This is a genomic window from Mycobacterium scrofulaceum (genome assembly GCF_001667885.1).
GTDB lineage: Bacteria > Actinomycetota > Actinomycetes > Mycobacteriales > Mycobacteriaceae > Mycobacterium > Mycobacterium scrofulaceum_C.
This window is the reverse complement of the sequence record NZ_LZJW01000073.1, coordinates 32,995-52,785: the sequence shown is the minus strand read 5'-3', so window position 1 is coordinate 52,785 and position 19,791 is coordinate 32,995. Positions and strand designations below refer to the sequence as shown.

22 protein-coding genes are annotated in these 19,791 nt (G+C 67.8%); 11 read left to right on the top strand and 11 right to left on the bottom strand.

Annotated features, from left to right (window positions below; all coding sequences use genetic code 11):
• Window position 1 precedes the first annotated feature (1 nt).
• The 5 genes from rfbC to A5681_RS10300 all read left to right on the top strand — a co-directional run bounded on the left by rfbC (window position 2) and on the right by A5681_RS10300 (window position 5,499).
• The gene (rfbC, locus tag A5681_RS10320; RefSeq protein WP_067273236.1) at window positions 2-610 is read left to right on the top strand and encodes a dTDP-4-dehydrorhamnose 3,5-epimerase; all 609 of its coding nucleotides are present in this window, start codon (window positions 2-4) and stop codon (window positions 608-610) included.
• A gap of 233 nt (window positions 611-843) precedes the next feature.
• Complete coding sequence (locus A5681_RS10315) at window positions 844-1,998, top strand: acyltransferase family protein (protein WP_067273233.1); 1,155 nt, start codon at window positions 844-846, stop codon at window positions 1,996-1,998.
• A 79-nt stretch (window positions 1,999-2,077) separates the two neighbouring features.
• Window positions 2,078-3,202, top strand: coding sequence for an acyltransferase family protein (locus A5681_RS10310; RefSeq protein WP_067273228.1), 1,125 nt, complete (start codon window positions 2,078-2,080; stop codon window positions 3,200-3,202).
• 101 nt (window positions 3,203-3,303) lie between these two features.
• Entirely contained in the window at window positions 3,304-4,389 is a 1,086-nt protein-coding gene (locus A5681_RS10305) for an acyltransferase family protein (protein WP_067273223.1), read from the top strand.
• 3 nt (window positions 4,390-4,392) lie between these two features.
• Window positions 4,393-5,499 carry an acyltransferase family protein gene (locus tag A5681_RS10300; protein WP_067273220.1) on the top strand — a complete coding sequence of 369 codons (1,107 nt, stop codon included), beginning with the start codon at window positions 4,393-4,395 and terminating at the stop codon, window positions 5,497-5,499.
• Here the strand turns inward: A5681_RS10300 and A5681_RS10295 are convergent.
• From A5681_RS10295 to A5681_RS10265, 7 genes are read right to left on the bottom strand one after another with little or no spacing between them, the layout of a single operon-like run.
• Complete coding sequence (locus tag A5681_RS10295; protein WP_067273216.1) at window positions 5,456-5,848, bottom strand: hypothetical protein; 393 nt, start codon at window positions 5,846-5,848, stop codon at window positions 5,456-5,458. The genes A5681_RS10300 and A5681_RS10295 overlap by 44 nt on opposite strands.
• Window positions 5,845-6,762 carry a metallophosphoesterase family protein gene (locus A5681_RS10290; protein WP_067273213.1) on the bottom strand — a complete coding sequence of 306 codons (918 nt, stop codon included), beginning with the start codon at window positions 6,760-6,762 and terminating at the stop codon, window positions 5,845-5,847. Before A5681_RS10290 ends, A5681_RS10295 begins: the two co-directional genes overlap by 4 nt.
• On the bottom strand, window positions 6,759-7,151 hold the full coding sequence (locus A5681_RS10285) for a cupredoxin domain-containing protein (protein WP_156737930.1): 393 nt from the start codon (window positions 7,149-7,151) through the stop codon (window positions 6,759-6,761). Before A5681_RS10285 ends, A5681_RS10290 begins: the two co-directional genes overlap by 4 nt.
• Before the next feature lie 30 nt (window positions 7,152-7,181).
• Window positions 7,182-7,883, bottom strand: coding sequence for a Rieske (2Fe-2S) protein (locus A5681_RS10280; RefSeq protein ID WP_067273208.1), 702 nt, complete (start codon window positions 7,881-7,883; stop codon window positions 7,182-7,184).
• The gene (locus A5681_RS10275) at window positions 7,880-8,428 is read right to left on the bottom strand and encodes an RNA polymerase sigma factor (RefSeq protein WP_067273203.1); all 549 of its coding nucleotides are present in this window, start codon (window positions 8,426-8,428) and stop codon (window positions 7,880-7,882) included. Before A5681_RS10275 ends, A5681_RS10280 begins: the two co-directional genes overlap by 4 nt.
• A 33-nt stretch (window positions 8,429-8,461) precedes the next feature.
• Complete coding sequence (locus A5681_RS10270; protein ID WP_067273199.1) at window positions 8,462-9,901, bottom strand: NAD(P)-binding protein; 1,440 nt, start codon at window positions 9,899-9,901, stop codon at window positions 8,462-8,464.
• Window positions 9,902-9,921: 20 nt separating this feature from the next.
• The gene (locus tag A5681_RS10265) at window positions 9,922-10,494 is read right to left on the bottom strand and encodes a TetR/AcrR family transcriptional regulator (RefSeq protein ID WP_067273275.1); all 573 of its coding nucleotides are present in this window, start codon (window positions 10,492-10,494) and stop codon (window positions 9,922-9,924) included.
• A gap of 83 nt (window positions 10,495-10,577) precedes the next feature.
• On the opposite strand from A5681_RS10265, the gene A5681_RS10260 reads away from it, so the two are divergent.
• From A5681_RS10260 to mmsB, 5 genes are all read left to right on the top strand, one after another.
• Complete coding sequence (locus A5681_RS10260) at window positions 10,578-11,456, top strand: SDR family oxidoreductase (RefSeq protein WP_067273277.1); 879 nt, start codon at window positions 10,578-10,580, stop codon at window positions 11,454-11,456.
• A 15-nt stretch (window positions 11,457-11,471) separates the two neighbouring features.
• Window positions 11,472-11,963: a pyridoxamine 5'-phosphate oxidase family protein gene (locus A5681_RS10255; RefSeq protein WP_067273195.1), complete on the top strand. Its 492-nt coding sequence runs from the start codon at window positions 11,472-11,474 to the stop codon at window positions 11,961-11,963.
• Between the two features lie 73 nt (window positions 11,964-12,036).
• Window positions 12,037-13,557, top strand: a complete 1,521-nt coding sequence (locus tag A5681_RS10250; protein ID WP_067273192.1) for a CoA-acylating methylmalonate-semialdehyde dehydrogenase — start codon at window positions 12,037-12,039, stop codon at window positions 13,555-13,557.
• A gap of 6 nt (window positions 13,558-13,563) precedes the next feature.
• Window positions 13,564-14,724: an isobutyryl-CoA dehydrogenase gene (locus tag A5681_RS10245; RefSeq protein WP_067273190.1), complete on the top strand. Its 1,161-nt coding sequence runs from the start codon at window positions 13,564-13,566 to the stop codon at window positions 14,722-14,724.
• A 10-nt stretch (window positions 14,725-14,734) separates the two neighbouring features.
• Window positions 14,735-15,610 carry a 3-hydroxyisobutyrate dehydrogenase gene (gene mmsB, locus A5681_RS10240; protein ID WP_067273187.1) on the top strand — a complete coding sequence of 292 codons (876 nt, stop codon included), beginning with the start codon at window positions 14,735-14,737 and terminating at the stop codon, window positions 15,608-15,610.
• On the opposite strand, the gene A5681_RS10235 is transcribed toward mmsB, so the two are convergent.
• Complete coding sequence (locus tag A5681_RS10235) at window positions 15,607-16,221, bottom strand: TetR/AcrR family transcriptional regulator (RefSeq protein ID WP_197498567.1); 615 nt, start codon at window positions 16,219-16,221, stop codon at window positions 15,607-15,609. The two genes, mmsB and A5681_RS10235, sit on opposite strands and share 4 nt — an antisense overlap.
• 116 nt (window positions 16,222-16,337) lie before the next feature.
• Between A5681_RS10235 and A5681_RS10230 the strand changes: the two genes are divergently transcribed.
• A complete protein-coding gene (locus tag A5681_RS10230; protein ID WP_197498566.1) occupies window positions 16,338-17,207 on the top strand; it encodes an alpha/beta fold hydrolase in 870 nt (289 codons plus the stop codon).
• Window positions 17,208-17,209: 2 nt separating this feature from the next.
• On the opposite strand, the gene A5681_RS10225 is transcribed toward A5681_RS10230, so the two are convergent.
• From A5681_RS10225 to A5681_RS10215, 3 genes are read right to left on the bottom strand one after another with little or no spacing between them, the layout of a single operon-like run.
• On the bottom strand, window positions 17,210-17,722 hold the full coding sequence (locus A5681_RS10225) for a MarR family transcriptional regulator (protein ID WP_067273178.1): 513 nt from the start codon (window positions 17,720-17,722) through the stop codon (window positions 17,210-17,212).
• Window positions 17,723-18,778: a pyridoxal phosphate-dependent aminotransferase gene (locus A5681_RS10220; RefSeq protein ID WP_067273174.1), complete on the bottom strand. Its 1,056-nt coding sequence runs from the start codon at window positions 18,776-18,778 to the stop codon at window positions 17,723-17,725.
• On the bottom strand, window positions 18,778-19,788 hold the full coding sequence (locus A5681_RS10215) for a 3-oxoacyl-ACP synthase III family protein (protein ID WP_067273170.1): 1,011 nt from the start codon (window positions 19,786-19,788) through the stop codon (window positions 18,778-18,780). Before A5681_RS10215 ends, A5681_RS10220 begins: the two co-directional genes overlap by 1 nt.
• Window positions 19,789-19,791: the final 3 nt, after the last annotated feature.

Sequence of the window (19,791 nt, the reverse complement as noted above, 5' to 3'; positions counted from 1 at the left end):
GATGAAGGTGCGCGAACTCGCCGTCCCCGGCGCGTGGGAGATCACGCCCGCCATTCACGGCGATTCCCGGGGATTGTTCTTCGAATGGCTCACCGACCGCGACTTCACCGAGTTCGTCGGTCACCGCCTGGATGTCCGGCAGGCGAACTGCTCGGTTTCGGCCGCCGGTGTGTTGCGCGGCCTGCACTTCGCCGAGCTGCCGCCCAGCCAGGCCAAATACGTGACTTGCGTGCGCGGCGCGGTCTTCGACGTCGTGGTGGATATCCGGGAGGGTTCGCCGACGTTCGGGCAGTGGGATTCGGTGCTGCTCGACGATAAGGACCGCAGGACCATATACCTTTCCGAAGGTCTGGGCCACGGATTCCTTGCCCTGCAGGACGATTCGACCGTGATGTATCTGTGTTCCGCCGAATACAACCCCAAACGCGAGCACACCATTTGCGCGACCGATCAGACGATCGGCGTCGACTGGCCGCTGGTGAACGGGGTCGCGCCCAGCCTGTCCGAGCGTGATGCCGCCGCACCCAGCTTCGAAGAAGTTCGCGCCGCTGGACTTTTGCCCCGGTGGGAAGAAACGCAGCACTTCATTGACGGACTGCGCAACAAATAAGCGCACCGTCCCGCAATTCAGCCGAGCGCGACGGTCGTTATCCCCCAACGCAGTTGACGACTCATCGTGCGGAAAAATTGTATTCATCACGTGATCAGCTCCATTGAGCTATATCGGCCTGGGCCTTATTTGCCATCTACCGATACCTCAGGTACCGTGAACCAGCTCTTTCTGGTGTTTGGTGGGGATACGATGACGCCGATAGACCCTGTGCGGACTACCGGGGGAGGCGGATGAAACTCGAGCAGGCATTTGATCCGCGAAACAATGCGCTGAACGCTTGGCGGCTAGCACTGGCCGGCGAGGTGATTTTTTGGCACACCTTCCCCATCAGGGGCCATGTGCCCTCGGCCCGCGCCGTTCTCCAGCTCCTTCTTTGCATCGGGGTCGACGGATTCTTCGCTATCTCCGGATTCCTCATCACCGCGAGTTGGCTCAGCAATCCACGTCTGCGTGAGTATCTCGCAGCCCGCGCTCTGCGCATCCTTCCCGGCTTTTATGTCTGTCTCCTGGTGACCGCGTTCGTCATCGCCCCGCTCAGCGTGGCGATACAGGGCGGCTCGCCCGGCAAGCTGATCACCTCGGGCGCGCCGCTCGACTTCGTCTTGAAGAACAGCGCGGTGGCGCTGATGAAATTCGACATCGGCGGCACACCGCACGGGATTCCGAATGCGGGCATCTGGAACGCTTCGCTCTGGTCGCTCATCTGGGAAGTGATGTGCTACATCATCGTCGCCATCATCGGCGTCGTCGGGCTCGCCACCCGCCGGTGGGTTTCCCTGGTGTTCCTCGTGGTCGCGACCGCCGGGGCGATGATGTTGCCACCGCTGAAATTCCCGGACGTGTTCACGCAACACGAGGGCGACGTGCGCACCGCCCTGTTCTTTCTAGCGTGCCGCACCGCCATCATGTTCGCTGCCGGAGCGTTCCTGTACCAATGGCGAGACGTGATTCCAGCCCGCTGGTCGCTGGTCGCGGTGTGCGCCGTCATCGTCCTCGCGGCCGGCTCGCTGCCCGACTACCGGGTGGTCGCCGCCCTTCCCTTGGCCTACGCCGTAGTCGTGTCGGGAGCCCTGATCCGCAACAAGCGCCTGCAACTGCGCACCGACCTGTCCTACGGGATGTACATCTACGCCTACCCGACCCAGCAGCTGTTGCTGGTCTGCGGCCTGGTCACCCTCAACCCGTTGCTGTTCACGGGCGTCACCGCGTTGGCCACGCTGCCGCTGGCCGCGGCGAGCTGGTTCCTGGTCGAGAAACCCGCGCGGTCCCTCAAACGACGCTTCAAGAAAAAGCAAGACGCTCCCCAAGACCAGCCGGTGATGACTCTGCCCGCCAAAGAGGTCCCGGGACCGGCATTGCCGCCAGAACTTCCCGGCACCGCCTAGTCGCCAACCGGCCACGCCGGTCGCTTTCGGCCGATACGATGGCGCGGACGGTGCGGGCGGGGATGACGGTCGGAGTTGCATGAAGCTAGGTCAAGTATTCGATCCGCGCAGTAATGCACTGAACGCGTTGCGATTAGCGCTCGCGGCCGAGGTGATGCTCTTTCACTCGTGGCCCATCACCGGCCGCACGCCGCCCACGGCGATCCTGCAACTGTTCTTCTCGGTGGGCGTCGACGGCTTCTTCGCGATCTCGGGATTCCTCATCACCAGGAGTTGGCTCACCGATCCGCGAGTGCGTGATTACCTCGCCGCCAGGGCCCTGCGCATCCTGCCGGGGTTTTACGTCTGCTTGTTGGTAACGGCGTTCGTCTTGGCGCCCATCAGCCTTCTGATCCAGGGCGGGTCCGCCCTCAAATTGCTGGGTTCCACCGCGCCGATCGAGTACGTGCTGAAGAACAGCGCGGTGGCCTACCTCGAACCGCAAATTGATGGCACTCTACGGCAGGTGCCCGGCGGACCCACCTGGAACGCGTCGCTGTGGTCCCTAGTCTGGGAATTGATGTGCTACCTCGCGGTGGCCCTCATCGGCGTCGTCGGACTGGCCAACCGCAGGTGGGTTTCTCCAGTGCTGCTGGTGGTGGCCGTCTGCGCCGCGTTGGCCTTCCCACCGCTGACCTTCCCCGGTGTGTGGACCATCCCCCAGCTCGCGGCACGTTCGGCCATCATGTTCGCCGCCGGGGCGGTCATGTACCAATGGCGCGACGTGATACCCGCCCGCTGGTCGCTCGTCGCGGTGTGCGCCGTCGTCGTTTTTGCGGCGGGGTGCCTGCCCGACTATCGGGTCGTCGCGGCCCTTCCCCTGGCATACGTCGTGATCGTGTCGGGCGCGCTGCTGAAAAACAAGCGGCTGCGGTTGCGCACCGATGTGTCCTACGGCGTGTACATCTACGCGTACCCCACCCAGCAGGTGCTCGCCGTCTGTGGGCTCGCGACGTTGCATCCCGTGGTGTTTTTCCTGGTGAGTGCGGCGGCCACCCTGCCGATGGCCGCCTTGAGCTGGTTGGTCATCGAGAAACCCTCGATGTCCCTCAAGCGCCGGCTCAAGCAGAAGTGGGACGCACCCGTACCGGACGCAGCCGACGGCGACCGTTCCGGCGACCTAGTCGCCGACCATCCCTCTCCCAAGACCACGGGTAGCGCCTAGTCCTGGTTCCAGGGCCCAAAGAATAGCCAAAAAGCCCAACACGCCCGACGACGTGACGTAATCTACCGCGGACGACTCGGGGGCGATGCGGGCGGAGGCCGATGACCCTCGGGCAAGTGTTCGATCCGCGAAAGAACGCGCTCAACGCGCTGCGTTTGGCCCTGGCGGCCGAGGTGATGCTCTGGCATTGCTGGCCCGCCACCGGCCGCATACCACCCGCTCCAATCCTCCAAGTCTTCTTCTCCGCAGGGGTGGACGGTTTCTTCGCGATCTCGGGATTCCTGATAACCAGGAGTTGGCTTAACGACCCACGACTTCGTGATTACCTTGCCGCCCGGGCCTTGCGGATCCTGCCCGGCTACTACGTCTGCCTCGTGGTGACGGCGTTCGTCTTCGCGCCGGTCAGTGTGCTCATTCAAGGCGGGTCGGCACTCCGACTGCTGGGGTCAACCGGGCCAATCGAGTACGTCCTGAAGAACATCGGCGTGGCCTACGTACATTTCGATGTCGGCGGAACGCCGCGCGGCATCCCGCATCCCGGTGTCTGGAACGCGTCCATGTGGTCCCTCTTCTGGGAAGTGATGTGCTACCTCGCCGTCGCAGGGATCGGCGTGGCGGGGCTCGCCAACCGCCGGTGGGTTCCCGCGGCGATATTGGTGGCGGGGGTGCTGGCAACCACCCAGGTGCCGCCGCTCACCTTCCCCGGCGTGTGGACCGTCCCCCAACTCGCAGTCCGCTCCGCCATCATGTTCGCGGCGGGGGCGCTGATCTATCAGTGGCGAGATGTGATTCCGGCTCGCTGGTCGCTCGTAGCGGTGAGCGTGCTCATCGTCTTCGCGAGCGGCCTGCTGCCCGACTATCGCGTCGTCGCCGCCCTCCCCCTGGCGTATGCCGTCATCGCGTCGGGCGCACTGCTGAAAAACAAGCGGCTGCGGTTGGCAACGGACCTGTCCTACGGCGTGTACATCTACGCGTTCCCCACGCAACAGATGCTGGCCGTCTGCGGGCTTGCGGGCCTGAATCCATTCGTGTTCTTTGTGTTCACCGCCGCAGCCACGCTGCCGTTGGCCGCGGCGAGCTGGTTTACGATCGAGAAGCCGTCGATGGCCCTCAAACGCCGGCTCAAACGAAAATGGGCTTCCCCCTCCGATGACATCAATCGTGCTGCCACCGCCCCGGCCCGGTGAGACATGAATCTCGGGCAAGTTTTCGACACGCGGAAGAACGCGTTGAACGCATGGCGATTGGCGCTGGCGACGTCGGTGATCGCGGGGCACTCCTTCGTCCTAACAGGCCATGACTGCACGGCCGCGCGGTATATCGCCGCGGGCGGGGTCGACGGCTTTTTCGCAGTGTCCGGATTTCTGATCACGGCCAGCTGGCTCCGCCACCCGCACCTCCGGCAGTACTCAACCGCGCGAGCCCTTCGCATTCTCCCCGGTTACTACGTGTGCCTAGTCGTAACCGCGTTCGTCATCGCCCCGCTCGGTGTGGCGATCCAGGGTGGCGCGGCGCTGAAGCTCCTGCTCTCCTCGGCGCCCATCCAATACATCGTCATGAACGGCGCGGTGGTCTCGCTCAAGGCGGACGTCGGCGGGACTCCGCAAGGGGTCCCGTACCCAGGGTCCTGGAATAGCTCGCTGTGGACGCTCATATTCGAGCTGGGCTGCTATGTCGTGGTCGCTGCCCTCGGCATGGCCGGGCTTGCCACCCGCCGGTGGGTCTCTCCCGCGATATTGGCCGTGGCCGTGGTCGGCGAGGCCTTGTCGCCGCCGATGGGGCTAGGTCAGCCGCTGGCCGGCCAGTTCGCGGCCGCGACCTCGCGCTTCGCGGTGATGTTCGCGGCCGGAGCGCTGCTTTACCAGTGGCGCGACAAGATTCCCGCGCGCTGGTGGCTGGTCGGCGTGAGCGCGATCGTCGTCGCTTTGGGCGGGACTGTGCTGCCGCATTACCGGCTACTTGCCGGGATTCCGCTGGCGTACGCCATCATCGCGTCCGGCGCGCTGCTGCAGAGCAAACGGCTGAGACTGCGGACGGATCTGTCCTACGGCGTGTACATCTATGCCTTCCCGATTCAGCAGTTGCTGGTGATTTCGTGGGACGGACTGCCGAATCCGATCGTGCATGCGATCGCGGCGACAATAGTGACGCTGCCGCTAGCCGCGCTGAGCTGGTTCCTGGTCGAAAAACCCGCGATGTCCCTCAAGTCTCGACTCTTGGCCAAGTGGGCGGCCGAAGAGCGAGCCGCTGACCTCATGGGTGATAAGCCGGTTGACGAACTTCCCGACCCCGCCTAGTCGCCAGCTCACCGGCCCACAGCAGCACCGTCAACACCTCCGCGGCCACAGTGATACCCGCGTGCGGCGCGGGCTCCCAACCGCGCTCCGAAAAGCCCAGAACGCCAACGGTCCTCGATAGGGCGAACGCGACCAGCGAGCCGCCCGCCACGGCGGCCGCCGCCCAGCGCAGCCATTCGGGACCCCCGAGCAGGATCAGTAGGGCGATCGCGAACGACACGCTGGCCTGGACCAGAAAGGCGGCGCCGATGTCCGGGATGTGGCGATAGCCATGGACATACAGGTAGGCGTGGCTGGCGGCGCTGACGGCAAGTGACACGGCCAGGCCGACGCGAATCAGAAGTGTCATTGCAGGGCCTGCTCTTTCAACGCCAGGACGGTCTCGCCCTTGGTGTAGCTCACCTCGCGGATGCCGAGCGCGTCGCGGAGCTTGCCGGCCGGCAGGGTGACCGGTTTGGGCGCGGGGCCGTCGCCGGGCTTCGGCAGCGGGTATGCGGTGGTCGTGCCGCTGTAGAACGTCACCTTGCCCTCCGTCTTGGAAAACAATTGGTGCACATGCCCGTTCAGACACGTGATGGACGAGAACCGGCGCAGGTAGGACAGCGCCTGGGTCGCGTCGTCGGTGCCCCAGCCCCAGTTCGGGTACATCGCGAACAACGGGATGTGGCTGAACACGATGATCGGGGTGTCGCTCGACAGTGGCGCGACGTCCTTCTCGACGAACTCCAGCTGGTCGGCGCCCAGGTGCCCGAGTTTGTGCAGGTTCAACGTGTTGACCAGGGCGATCACGTGAACGCCCGCGGTGTCGAAGCTGTACCAGCCGTCGCCCCGGGATCCGGCGCCGAATGCGCTGCGGTACTTCTGGCCTGCGTCGTCGACCGAGTCGTGTTCCCCGGGCACGGTGAATACGTGCGGTGTCTTCAAGCCGGTCATCATCTGCTTAACCTGGTCGAACTGGTCGGGGCTGGACAGGTGCGTCAGGTCGCCGGTGTGCACCACGAAATCCGGTGTGTAGCCGAGGTTGTTGACGTGGTCGATCGCGCGACCGAACGTGGCGGTGACATCCGGGTTGGGCGCGCCGGTGAAGCCGATGTGGCTATCGCTGATCTGCGCGAACCGCAGCGCGGGCCGGGCGTGGCTGTGCTCGGCCGACGCGCCGGCGACGTGCGAGATGACCTCGCCGCCAACCACGGAGAAACCGACCGCCGCGCCGAACCACGCCGTGTGCCGCATCAGCTGGCGGCGACTCATGTTCGGGTTCATCGCGTCACCACCACAGACCCGTGCATCATCGGGTGGATCGAGCACACGTAGTCGAAAGTGCCGGCGTCGGTGAAGGTGTGGGTGAAGGTGGCGCCGGTCCCCATCCCGGGCGAGTGGAACGAACCGTCGCTCGCGGCGACGGTGTGCGGCTCTTCGTCGCGGTTGGTCCACGTGACCGTCGTGCCCGCCGTGACGGTCAACGTGGCGGGTGCGAACGCGAAGCCGTCGATGTTGACCTGGTTGCCGCTCACCGGCGCCGCCGGCGCGCTGGCGGATGCCGAGCCCATGGGCATGCTGGTGCCGGATCCGGCGGCAGGCCGCGAAGCCGAGCAGCCCGCCAGTAGCACAGCGGCGGCCAGCGCGACCGCCGAGAGTTTTGTAAGCATCATGCCCAGGAATAGGGGGGCGCGTTACACCACTCAGGCGGGCTGGTCGGGACGCGGCGGCGCGAACACCTCGATGACGCCGTCGACCTCGCGAACCAGCAACGGCGGCAACGGCTTCGGGGCGATCGGCAACTGGTGGGTGAGCACCTGCCCGGTCGGCGAGAAGGACGTCGAGTGGCAGGGGCAGCGCAACGCGTCGTCGGGCGCGTCGAACCACAACCGGCACCCCTGGTGGGTACACACCCCGGAGATGGCCTGCGGCTTGCCGTCGACACGGCGCACGAATCCACTGACCGAGCCGAGGTCGAACGGGTGCATGACGCCGTCGGGCACCTGTGAGCTGGCCGCCACCCGCTGCCAGGTCCCGGCATTCGGCGTGAGGGGCGCGTTGTCGGCGGCCGGCACGCTCCCGGTTTGGCCGGCGATCACGGCCCGGTCGATGGACACCGCGGTGACCGCAGCGGCCGCGGCGGCGGACGTGCCGACGATGACCTGGCGGCGGGTGCTGCTCTGCCTGGGCGCGGATTCCGCGCGGGAGTCGGACATCTGCTCGGCGATGCGGCGACGCAGATCGTCGAGGAACTCCGGGCGCGGCGCTTCGCCCCTGCGCCCGGCCGCGCGCAATTCGATCGCCGTGCGCAACTGCGCCGCCTCGAAGTCGTCGGGGGCGAACGGTCTGGGTCGCCGGCCCCGCAACAGGTCGTCGACGTATCGGCGCAATCCTCGCGCGTTCACGGTGCGCCCCCCTCGTTCACCTGCGCCGCCAGCCGCAGCGCGCGATGCTGCAGCACCTTGGCGTTGGCGACGCTGACCCCGAGTTCCGCCGCGGAGTCCTTGATCGAATGACCCTGCAGGAAGCGCAGTTCCAGGATGTGCCGGTACCGGTCCGGCAGGTTGTCCAGGACTCGGGCGACACGCTGCGGCGCCGTGCTGATCGCCTCCTCGCTTTCCGGTGGCTGTTCGATGTCGTCGATCGAGGTTATCTCCCGGCCCAGCGTCTCCCGCCAATGCGCGGCCAGCACCGTTCGCGCCGTGACCCGCAGGTACGCGCGAACCTCGCCGACGCTCGCGGTCAGCCGCAGCGGTCGCAGCGCCGCGAGGAACACCTCGGCGGTGAGGTCCTCGGCGTCCGCCCGGTTGCCGACCCGCGCGAACAGCGTGCGGTATACCCAGGACGCGTTGTCCTGGTACACCGCTTCCCAATCGGGATAGCCATCGTCAAGGCCGCTGTCGGGCACCGCCCGCAGCGGCCGTTTGACGGGTTCGCTTCCTGCCGCCACGTGCCTCCTCCACCCGATGAATATCGAGCCGGGTTACGCCGGGTATGACGGTGCGGCGAGCGAGGTTTGTTCACTGAGCAACTCGTCCAGTTTGGCGGCCGTGGCCGAGAACACCGACCTGGCGATGCGCAGTATGCGTTCGCGGACCCGGGGCTTCGCCGATGCCGGCGGCAGCAGGTGGCCGATCAGGTGTCCGAACAGATCCAGGCGGGCCGCGGACATCCAGGCGGTCAGGTCGGGATCGTCGAGCCAGCGCAACTGGTTGGCGTAATCGGCCCGCGCCAGCCGCAGCCAGTCCGTGTCGGAGTCGGGGTGCGGCAACGGGACACACAGCTCATTTTTCACCGGGTCGCCCTGGTACGCGGCTTCGACGTGGGCGATCAGCGCGGCGCTGAAGATCTGCTGGCAGCCGCGCACGGCTTGCAGCGTGATCTGCCCGGCAGCGAAAATCGGTGTCGCGGGGCGTTTTTCGGCGCCGTCGGCGGTGCAGTCGATGTAGAGGGCGTTGCCGTCGCGTGTCACCGTGCCGCCGTCGAGGACCATCCGGTCGGCGTCGACGCGCTGCAGGTGGCCCATCCGGACCACGTCGCCGATGCGCCGGAGCTGCTCGAGCTCCAGCCGCGTGACGGTCGCGCAGCGGTACATGGTCGGGCGCACCGCCGGGTCGACGCGCAGCAGCAGGCCGGCGTCCTCTTGCCGCGCGAACAGGTCCTCGATCGACGTGGCGTCCCGGATGGCCCGCAGCTGCGCGGTGAAGCTGTTCTTGATGACGTCGGCGAACAACGACCCCGGCTGCATGGTCGCCCGATCCAGTAACCATGAGTCGCGGGGCATGATCCAGGTCAACCGGTCCGGCGCGATGCCCTGGCCGAGCAGCCACAGGCACGTGTCGATGCCGGTCTTGCCCGCGCCGACGATCACGTAACGTTCGTGCGCGCCGCGTCTCGGCAGCTCGCCGGGGGGCACGCAGCTGACGCCGGGCGCGACCGCATAGGGCGGCGGGCGCATGGCCGGCACCGTCACGCGCATGTAGGTGGCGTCGACGACGCGGCGCGCCACGCGGACGGTGTAATCGTCGCCGGCGAGCGTGGTGAAGCGGGCTTGACCGTCTTGGTGGCCGCGGTACTCGCTCATCGGAAAGTAGGTGACCCGCCCGCTCCCCAACAGCTGCCGGCGCATCACGTGGTCGTAGTAGGCGCACACCTCCCCGGCGGTGGCCAACTCGTAAAGGCCTTGATTCCAACCGATTCGGTCAATCGAGTCGCTGCCCAGCGGCAGCGAGTTGACACCGTAGAAGGCCGAGGGCTGATGGAGGCGGACGAACGGGTACGCCATGGTCCAGTGCCCACCCGGCTGATGGTTGCGATCGACCAGCACCACGCGGGCGTCCGTCTCGGATACCAGCGTGTCGAGGAACGCCATGCCCATGGCGCCCGCGCCGACCACCAGGTAGTCGGCCTCGATGGTGTGCATACGCCTGAAGGCTAGCGCGCTCAGCCGATGTCGGCGGCCGCGGCGCGGAGGTCATCGAGGGCCTTGACGGCCAATTCACCGAGGTCCTGGTCGTCGTCCCCGGCGAGCCATTCGGCGTAGGCCTCCTTGAACGCGAGCACGCCCAGCTCGGCGGCCAGCGCCGCGGCCCTGTTCGGCACGCCCCGCGCGCGCAACGCGTCGGCCGTGGCCGCGGCCAGGCCGACCTGTTTGAGCGCGTCGCGCTCCTGCAGCTCGGTGCTGCTGGCGATGACGGCCTGCAGCCGGGGACCCAGCTGGCGATTGAACGGCGCCAACGGCCCGGTCGCCCGCCGCAGTCCGGCGGCGACCGCGGCGAGCGGGCTTGCGTCCGGGGGCGCCGAGGCGATGCCCTCGGTCAGCAGTCGCGCGAGGGTCTCCTGGCCGGCCGCCAGGACCTCCCGCTTGTCGGGGAAGTACCGGAAGAAGGTGCTCTTCGTCAGGCCGGCCCGATCGGCGATCTCGGCGACGGTGGTCCGGTCGTAACCCTGGTCAGAGAACAGCTGCAGGGCGGCGGCGACCAACCGCGCGCGCGCATCCGGTTCCCAACGGGGCATCCGGTCATCGTAGCGATGCGACATTTGTCCCATCACTCTGCTAGCGTGATGAGACATAAGTCCCATCACTCGAGGAGATGCTCATGCGCGTGTTCGTCACCGGCGCCACCGGCGGGATCGGTTCGGCCGTCGTGCCCGAGCTCATCGGCGCGGGCCACGAGGTCCTGGCGTTGGCGCGCTCCGACGCGTCGGCGCGGGCCGCCCGAGCCCTGGGGGCCGACGTGCTACCCGGCGACCTCGACGACCCGGAGAGCCTGCGCACGGGCGCCAAGGAGTCCGACGGGGTCGTTCACCTCGCCTTCCTGCACTTCGACGACTTCGACAAGGCGGTCGCCCAGGAAGCCGGCGCGGTCGAGGCGTTCGGCGCCGCGCTCGACGGGACCGGCAAGCCGTTCGTGATGGCGTCGGGCACGCCTCCCATCCCCGGTCGCGCCTCCACCGAGCGGGATGCGCCGCCGACGGAGGGCCCGATCGGCGGGCGCGCCCGAAACGCGCACGCCGCCTTGGAACTGGCGGCCCGAGGAGTCCGTTCGGCGGTGGTCCGCCTCCCCCGCTCCGTCCATCGGGCCGGCGGCCCCTGCGGTTTCGCCTCCCTGCTCGTCGAGGCCGCCCGACGAACCGGGGTGTCCGGATACGTCGGCGACGGCACCCAGCGCTGGCCCGCCGTGCACGTCCTCGACGCCGCCCGCCTGTTCCGCCTGGTCCTCGAGGACGCCACGCCGGGGACGGTGGCGCACGCCGTCGGCGACGAGGGCGACCCGATGCGCGCTCTCGCCGAGGCGATCGGTCGCCAGCTCGATCTCCCCACGGCGTCGGTCCCCGCGGAGCATTTCGGGTTCCTGGGCGCGATCTTCGCCCAGGACCAGCCGGCCTCGAGCGAGCTGACGCGCGACAGATTCGACTGGCACCCCGTGCATCCGAGCCTGCTGGCCGACCTGGAGGCCGGGAACTACCCCACGTGAGGCTACGGTCGCGCCATGATCAGCTGGAGAGAGTTCACGCATGTCGCCCCGCGAATCGCGGCCGTTTTCGCTCGCCGCCACGCGGCGACTGGCAACCTGTGCATGCTGGCCACGCTTCGCTCGGACGGATTTCCCCGGATCAGCCCGATCGAGCCGAGGATCTTCGAGGATCAGCTGTGGATCGTCGGCATGCCGGGTACGACCAAATTCCATGACCTGTCTCGCGATCCGCGCTTCTGCCTGCACACCGCCACGGTCGACACCGAGGTCAAAGACGGCGACGCGAAGTTGTTTGGCGTCGTCGAAAACGTCGCCGACGGGGCCTTGCGTCAACGGTTCGCCGGAGCACTCTACGAAGAGACCGGCTTGGACATTCGAGGGCAGGAGTTCGACCACTTCTACCGGGCCGACGTGACCGGTGGGTCTGCGGTCGAGGTGACCGATGGCCACCTGGACATCACCATCTGGAAGCGCGGCGAAGCCGAGCGCGTCGTACGCAAACACTGAACGCCTTGCCACGCCCGAGCCAAGTTACTAGGATATGCAAGTATTCGCTGGGTAACGACGACTCGAGGGCACCATGAGCACACAAATCCCCCACTTCATCGACGGGCAGCGCACCGCCGGCCAGTCCAGCCGCACCGCCGACGTCTTCAACCCGAGCACCGGCGAGGTGCAGGCGCAGGTGCCGATGGCCGGCAAGGCCGACGTCGACGCCGCGGTGGCGTCGGCCGTCGAGGCTCAAAAGGGTTGGACGGCATGGAATCCGCAGCGCCGCGCACGTGTGATGATGCGTTTCATCGAGCTGGTCAACGAGCACAACGACGAACTGGCCGAGCTGCTGTCCCTCGAGCACGGCAAGACGCTGGCCGACGCCCGCGGTGACATCCAGCGCGGCATCGAGGTCATCGAGTTCGCCATCGGCATCCCCCATCTGCTCAAGGGCGAGTACAGCGAGGGCGCCGGCCCCGGCATCGACGTGTACTCGCTGCGCCAGCCGCTGGGCGTGGTCGCGGGCATCACCCCGTTCAACTTCCCGGCCATGATCCCGCTGTGGAAGGCCGGACCGGCCCTGGCATGCGGCAACGCGTTCATCCTCAAGCCCAGCGAGCGCGATCCCTCGGTCCCGGTGCGGCTGGCCGAGCTGTTCCTCGAGGCGGGCCTGCCGCCCGGCGTCTTCCAGGTGGTGCACGGCGACAAGGAGGCCGTGGACGCGATCCTGCACCACCCCGACATCCAGGCGGTGGGCTTCGTCGGCAGCTCCGACATCGCGCAGTACATCTACGCGACGGCCGCGGCCACCGGCAAGCGGGCGCAGTGCTTCGGCGGTGCCAAGAACCACATGATCGTGATGCCCGACGCGGACCTCGACCAGGCCGTCGACGCGCTGATCGGCGCCGGATACGGCAGCGCGGGCGAACGGTGCATGGCGATCAGCGTCGCCGTGCCGGTCGGCGAGCAGACCGCGAACCGGCTGCGCGCCAGGCTCATTGACCGGATCAACAACCTGCGCGTGGGCCACAGCCTGGACCCCAAGGCCGACTACGGCCCGCTCGTCACCGAGGCCGCGCTGGCCCGCGTGCGCGATTACATCGAGCAGGGTGTGGCCGCGGGCGCGGAGATCGTGATCGACGGGCGCGAACGCGGCAGCGACGACCTGACCTTCGACGACGCGAGCCTCGAGGGCGGATTCTTCATCGGCCCAACGCTGTTCGACCACGTCACCCCGGACATGTCGATCTACACCGACGAGATCTTCGGACCCGTGCTGTGCATCGTAAGGGCCACGACCTACGAAGAAGCGCTGGCGCTTCCTTCTCAGCACGAGTACGGCAACGGCGTCGCGGTCTTCACCCGTGACGGCGACGCCGCGCGTGACTTCGTGTCCCGGGTGCAGGTGGGCATGGTCGGCGTCAACGTGCCGATCCCGGTTCCGGTGGCCTACCACACCTTCGGCGGTTGGAAGCGCTCCGGATTCGGCGACCTCAACCAGCACGGCCCGGCCTCGATCCAGTTCTACACCAAGGTCAAGACCGTCACGTCGCGGTGGCCGTCCGGCATCAAGGACGGTGCCGAATTCGTGATTCCCACAATGGATTAAGGCATCATGTTCACCCTGAACGACGACGAGCGGGTCATCACCGATACGGCGGCCGCGTTCGCCGCCAAACGCATGGCCCCGCACACCCTGGAATGGGATGCCGCCAAACACTTTCCGACCGACGTGTTGCGGGAGTCCGCCGAGCTCGGCATGGCGGCGATCTACTGCCGCGAGGACGTCGGCGGCAGCGGCCTGCGCCGGCTCGACGGGGTCCGCATCTTCGAGCAGTTGGCCATCGCGTGCCCGACCATCGCGGCGTTCCTGTCCATCCACAACATGTGCGCGTGGATGATCGACAAGTTCGGCACCCCCGAGCAGCGCAAGGAATGGGTGCCGCGGCTGGCCGCGATGGACGTCATCGCCAGCTACTGCCTCACCGAGCCGGGCGCGGGCTCGGACGCCAGCGCCCTGAGCACCCGAGCCGTCCGGCAGGGTGGCGACTACGTGCTCGACGGTGTCAAGCAGTTCATCTCCGGCGCGGGCGCCTCGGACGTGTATGTGGTGATGGCCAGGACCGGCGGTGACGGGCCGCGCGGCATCTCGGCCTTCGTCGTCGAAAAGGGTTCCCCGGGCCTCAGTTTCGGGGCGCCGGAAGAGAAGATGGGCTGGCACGCGCAGCCGACCGCGCAGGTGATCCTCGAGGGTGTTCGGGTGCCCGCCGAGGCCATGCTGGGCGGCGCCGACGGCGAGGGCGCCGGTTTCGGCATCGCGATGAACGGCCTGAACGGCGGCCGGCTCAACATCGCGGCGTGCTCGCTGGGTGGTGCCCAGTCCGCCTTCGACAAGGCGGGCGCCTACGTTCGGGAACGGGCGGCGTTCGGCAAGGCCCTGCTCGACGAGCCCACCATCCGGTTCACCCTGGCCGACATGGCCACCGGGCTGGAAACATCGCGAATGATGTTGTGGCGGGCGGCGGATGCGTTGGACAACGACGACCCCGACAAGGTCGAGCTGTGCGCGATGGCCAAGCGCTACGTCACCGACACCTGCTTCGAGGTGGCCGACAAGGCGCTGCAGCTGCACGGTGGCTACGGCTACCTGCGGGAGTACGGGCTGGAAAAGATCGTTCGCGACCTGCGCGTGCACCGCATCCTGGAGGGCACCAACGAGATCATGCGGGTGGTCGTCGGCCGGGCCGAGGCCGCGCGAGTGCGGGCGAGCGCGTAGAAAGGCGACCATGACGAGCATCGCTTTCCTCGGCCTGGGCAACATGGGCGGGCCGATGTCGGCGAACCTGGTGGCCGCGGGCCACACGGTGCGCGGCTTCGACCCGGTGCCCGCGGCCGTCGCCGCCGCGGCCGGCAACGGTGTCACGACGTTCGACAGCGCCGCCGACGCCGTGGCCGGCGCCGACGTGGTGATCACCATGCTGCCCAACGGCGACCTGGTGAAGCGCTGCTACGCCGACATTCTGCCGGCCGCCACAGCGGGCGCGTTGTTCATCGACAGCTCGACCATTTCAGTGGACGACGCCCGCGAGGTGCACGCGCTCGCGGAGTCGCACGGGGTGTCGCAGCTGGACGCGCCGGTCTCCGGCGGCGTGAAGGGCGCCGTCGCCGGGACGCTGGCGTTCATGGTGGGCGGCGACGACGACGCCTTGGAACGCGCTCGTCCGGTGCTGGAACCCATGGCGGGCAAGGTGATTCACTGCGGCACCGCGGGCGCCGGGCAGGCCGCCAAGGTGTGCAACAACATGGTGCTGGCGGTCCAGCAGATCGCCATCGGCGAGGCGTTCGTCCTCGCCGAGAAGCTCGGGTTGTCGGCGCAGTCCCTCTTCGACGTCATCACCGGCGCGACCGGCAACTGCTGGGCCGTGCACACCAACTGCCCGGTGCCGGGGCCGGTGCCGACATCGCCCGCCAACAACGACTTCAAGCCGGGTTTCGCGACCGCGCTGATGAACAAGGACCTGGGCCTGGCCATGGACGCGGTGAAGTCGACCGGGTCGGCGGCGCCGCTGGGCAGACACGCCGCCGAGATCTACGCCGAGTTCGCGGCCGATCACGCCGACAAGGACTTCAGCGCCGTCATCCAGATGCTGCGTAACGGCTAACGGCCCGAGCGGCGTTCGGCGAGGGCTCCGCGGACGAACGTGGCGAGGGCGCGGGCCGGCAGGTTGGCTTTCAGGGATCCGTTCGCAGCCCGCTGCAGGGCCAGCCCGTGCGAGAGCGCGATCTGCGCGACACCGAATTCGTATGGCGTGAGTGCTGATTCGATGCCGAGACGGTCGAAGTGGATGGCGATGAGCTCGCCGAGCCGGCGTCGGTAGGACTCGTAGATCGTCGCGAACTCGTCGGCCTTGGCGCCCCCGCGCATGGCGTAAAGCTGGAACTCGGTGGTCAGCAAGCACCACCCGCTGTCTTCGCCGAGGACCTGGTAGCGGCGCTCGATCGCCGGGGCGAGGTCGGAAGCGGACTTGACGCGATCGAGCGAGCGGCCAAGGGTCTCGATCTCCGCGTCGAGGTGATGGCGGATGAGCTCGAGGAACAACTCGTCCTTGGACGCGAAGTTCGAGTAGAAGGCGCCGCGCGAGAAGCCGGCTTCCTCGGCGATGACGTCGATGGGCGCCGCTTCGAATCCGACCCGGCTGAACACTTTTCCGGCCGACTCGACGAGCCGTTGCCGCGTTTGTTCCCGTTGCTCACTGCGGGTCAAGCGAGCCACCGCGGCCTCCTCATCCGTGCGCTTGACATGAGCCTGACATATCTGCATTCTAATACACAACTGTATTTGGATGTCGTAGTGCATTCAGAAACCCTGCCGAACACCGAGGTGGCATTGTGATCGACCGACCTGAAGCGCCCCGGGCGGCCGCGTGGATTCAGGAAAACGAAACGCTGATAAGCCGGCGGGGTCATCACATCGCGTTCCGGCGGCGTGGCGCGGGCCCGCCGGTGTTACTGCTGCACGGCTTCCCCACCTGGTCCTATGACTACGCAGCGGTGGCGGCCGACCTGGCTTCCGACCACCACGTCATCACGCTGGACTTCCTCGGCTACGGGGCCTCGGACAAGCCCAACCCTTACGACTACTCCGTGGCCGAATCAGCCGACACCGTAGAGGATCTCGTGACACACCTGGGCGTCGGTTCGCTGCGCTTGGTGGTTCACGACTACGGCGGGATCGTCGGCCAGGAACTCGTCGACCGGGCCAACCGGGGGCGACTCGGCTTCGGCATCGACGGGCTGGTCCTGATGAACTCCGGCATCGTTTACAGCGCCTACCGCCCGACACGTCTGCAGAGACTGCTGGTGTTGCCGGTCGTCGGCAAGCTGTTGGCCGCGCGTATCGGCGCCGCGAGGGTCCGCTCCGGGCTGGATGCGGTGCGCGGATCGCGGCTCACGGACGCTGAATTCGACGACCTATGGCTCGGGATGTCGCGAGAAAACGGTCACAGGCTCGCGCACCGGCTGATCAAGTACAACGCCGAGCGCGCGGTCCATCACCGTCGTTGGGAGACGGCTCTGGCCAATTGGAACGGCCCACTGCATCTGGTTTGGGGGCTCGATGACCCGGTATCGGGTCGTCACGTCCTCGAACAGGCCAGCAAGGCGCTGCCGCAGGCCAGGATCACCGAGCTTCCCGGTGTCGGCCACTACCCGCAATCCGAAGCCCCACAAAGCGTCGCCGCGGCGGTCCGGAGCGGCTGAACTCAGAAATCGCCCGCGTCGCGGCGCAGGGACTCGATCGACGAAACCAGCGCTCGCGCTTCGCTTTCCGACATCCCGACGTCGGCGAACACCTGCTCGTTGAGCGTGACCGTGGCGTCCTCCACCGTCGAGCGACCCAGGTCGGTGATCTGCACCAGCGTGGTGCGCCCGTCGGTCGGGTGCGGCACCCGCTGCACGAGTCCGTCGGCCTCCAGCCGGCGGATGGCGTGGGTCACGCTGGTGACGTGGACCTGCAGCCGGTCGGATGCCTTGGTGATCGGCAGCGCGCCGGTGCGACTGAACGCCAACAGCCGCAGCAACTCATAACGGGAGAAGCTCAGGTCGTAGGGACGCAACGCCGTCTCGACGCGGGCCAGCAAGATCTGGTGCGCCCGCATCACCGACGTCACCGCCACCATCCCCTGCGCGACGTCGGCCCACCCGGAGCGCTCCCAGTTGTCGCGCGCCGCGGCGATCGGGTCACGCTTCGGCGGTCGTGAGGCAGCCACGCCCATTCATACCGCACTTGGCGCGCGAACGCGGCCTTTCCCCAGCGCGGACAGCACCGCCAGCGTCGACGCGCGGTTGCCCACGGTGATCCGCGCGCCACCGTCCGGGTAACAACGCACTCGCGGCCCGCCGCCGGCGAAAACCTCATGCCACGGCCCACCGCCGGGGGGCAGGTACATGAAGTTCGCGTGCGCGTCGGTGGTATAGATCCCCAACGCGCTCAACCGCATCCGGAGGTAAGCGCGTTCGGAGTTGATCATCCGGACCCGTTCCAGCAGTTGCTCTTCCGCGCCGTACGACGCGGCGACCGCGAGCAAGCTGGTGATCGCCGCGCCGAACGGCAGCTGGTGGGACCACAGGGTACGGGCCAGCTCCCGCGACGCCACCCCGTAGCCGATCCGCAGCCCGGCCAGGCCGTACGCCTTGGAGAAGGTCCGCACCACCACCACGTTGGGGAAGCGGGCGACCAACGCCGCCAGGTCGAAGCGGTGCCCGGGCGCGGTGAACTCGATGTACGCCTCGTCGAGCAGGACGACCGTGTCACGCGGCACGTGGCGCAGGAACGCCGACACCGCCGCGACGGGCTCCAGCGTTCCGGTGGGGTTGTGCGGCCGGCACAGCACCACGACCCGGGCATCGGCGGCCGCGCGGGCCAGGCCGGCGAGGTCGTTGTGACCGCGCCCGTCCAGGGGAACCGTCCGCGCCGTGAGCCGCGCCATGCGCGCGAGAATCGGGTAACCGTCGAAGGTGGGAGCCGACATCGCGATCGCGTCGCCCGGTGCGGTCAGCGCCTGCAGGGCCTGCAGCACGACGCCCGTCGCCCCGGCGCCGGGCACCACCCGCTCGGCGGGCACCCCGATGTGATCGGCGATCACGGCGCGCAGCTTTTCGGGCAGGAACTCCGGATAGCGGTTCGTGGCCTGCACGGAGCGGATCAACGCCGAGCGCACCGCCGGCAGCGGCGGGAACGGATTCTCGTTGAGCGACAACGCAAGCGGGTCGAGCGCGTTGGGCAACGCGTCGCCGGCGTCGCCGGCGAGGGGGCTCGGAGCGGCCCGCATCAGCCCCGCCCGCCCCAGCGCACCGCCGCCGCACCGGCGAAGTCGCCGGCGTGGGCGAAGGCGGCCATCATGACGACGTCGCCGGCCCCGACCTGACCGTCGGAGATCGCGCGATCCAGGTTGATCGGGATCCCGGCGCCGAACAGGTTGCCGCACTCGTCAAAGGTGTCGCGATGCCGCTCGGGCGGCAACTCGAGCGCCTCGCGCCAGTTGCGCAGGAACACCCGGTTCGGCTGGTTGGTGACCAGCAGGTCGATCTCCTTGGCGGCCAGGCCTATTCGGTCGCACACCGCCAGTGCCACCTCGGGAACCTGGCGGTTGCCGCGGGCCAGCACTTTGGTGATCTTGCTCTCGGTGAAGCCGATGCTGCCCTCGCCCGAGCCGGCCTGCCACCACTTGCGGGGCGGGTCGTAGGACAGGGTCATCTCACCGGCGTACTCGCCGTAGGTCCGGCACTCGACGTCGAGGATGGGTGATCGGTCGCCGAGCGTGACCAGGCCCACCGCCGCGCCGTCGCCGGGCACCGCCGACTGCGCCTTGCGGCGGATGGTCGGCTGATCGAAGAACTGCCCCGCCGCGCTCTGCGCGATGGCGATCAGCGCGGCCTGCCCCGCGCCGGACGTCAGGAGTTTGCGAGCCACGTTGAGCGCCAGGACGAACGCCGCGCAGCCGCCGTTGTTCAAGTCGAGCACCCAGGACGGCCGCATGCCCAGCCGGTGCGCGATGCCGCCGCCCTGGCCGTAGAAGGCCATGTCCGGCACCTGGGTGTGGGTGATGAGCACGTCGGCACCCTCGACCACGTCGTGGCCGTGCCGCTCGATCAGGCCCTGCGCCGCTCGTTCGATCATGTCGATGGAACTCTCGTCCGGCCCGACGTGATGACGAAACTTGGGAGCGCGGAACATGACGTTCTCACGCAGGTCGTCGGATTCGGCGAATTGCGCGTAGTAGTCGGCGCCGATCGGCTCGCCGGGCAGATAGGTGGACACATCGATCAGGCTGACGCTCATGGT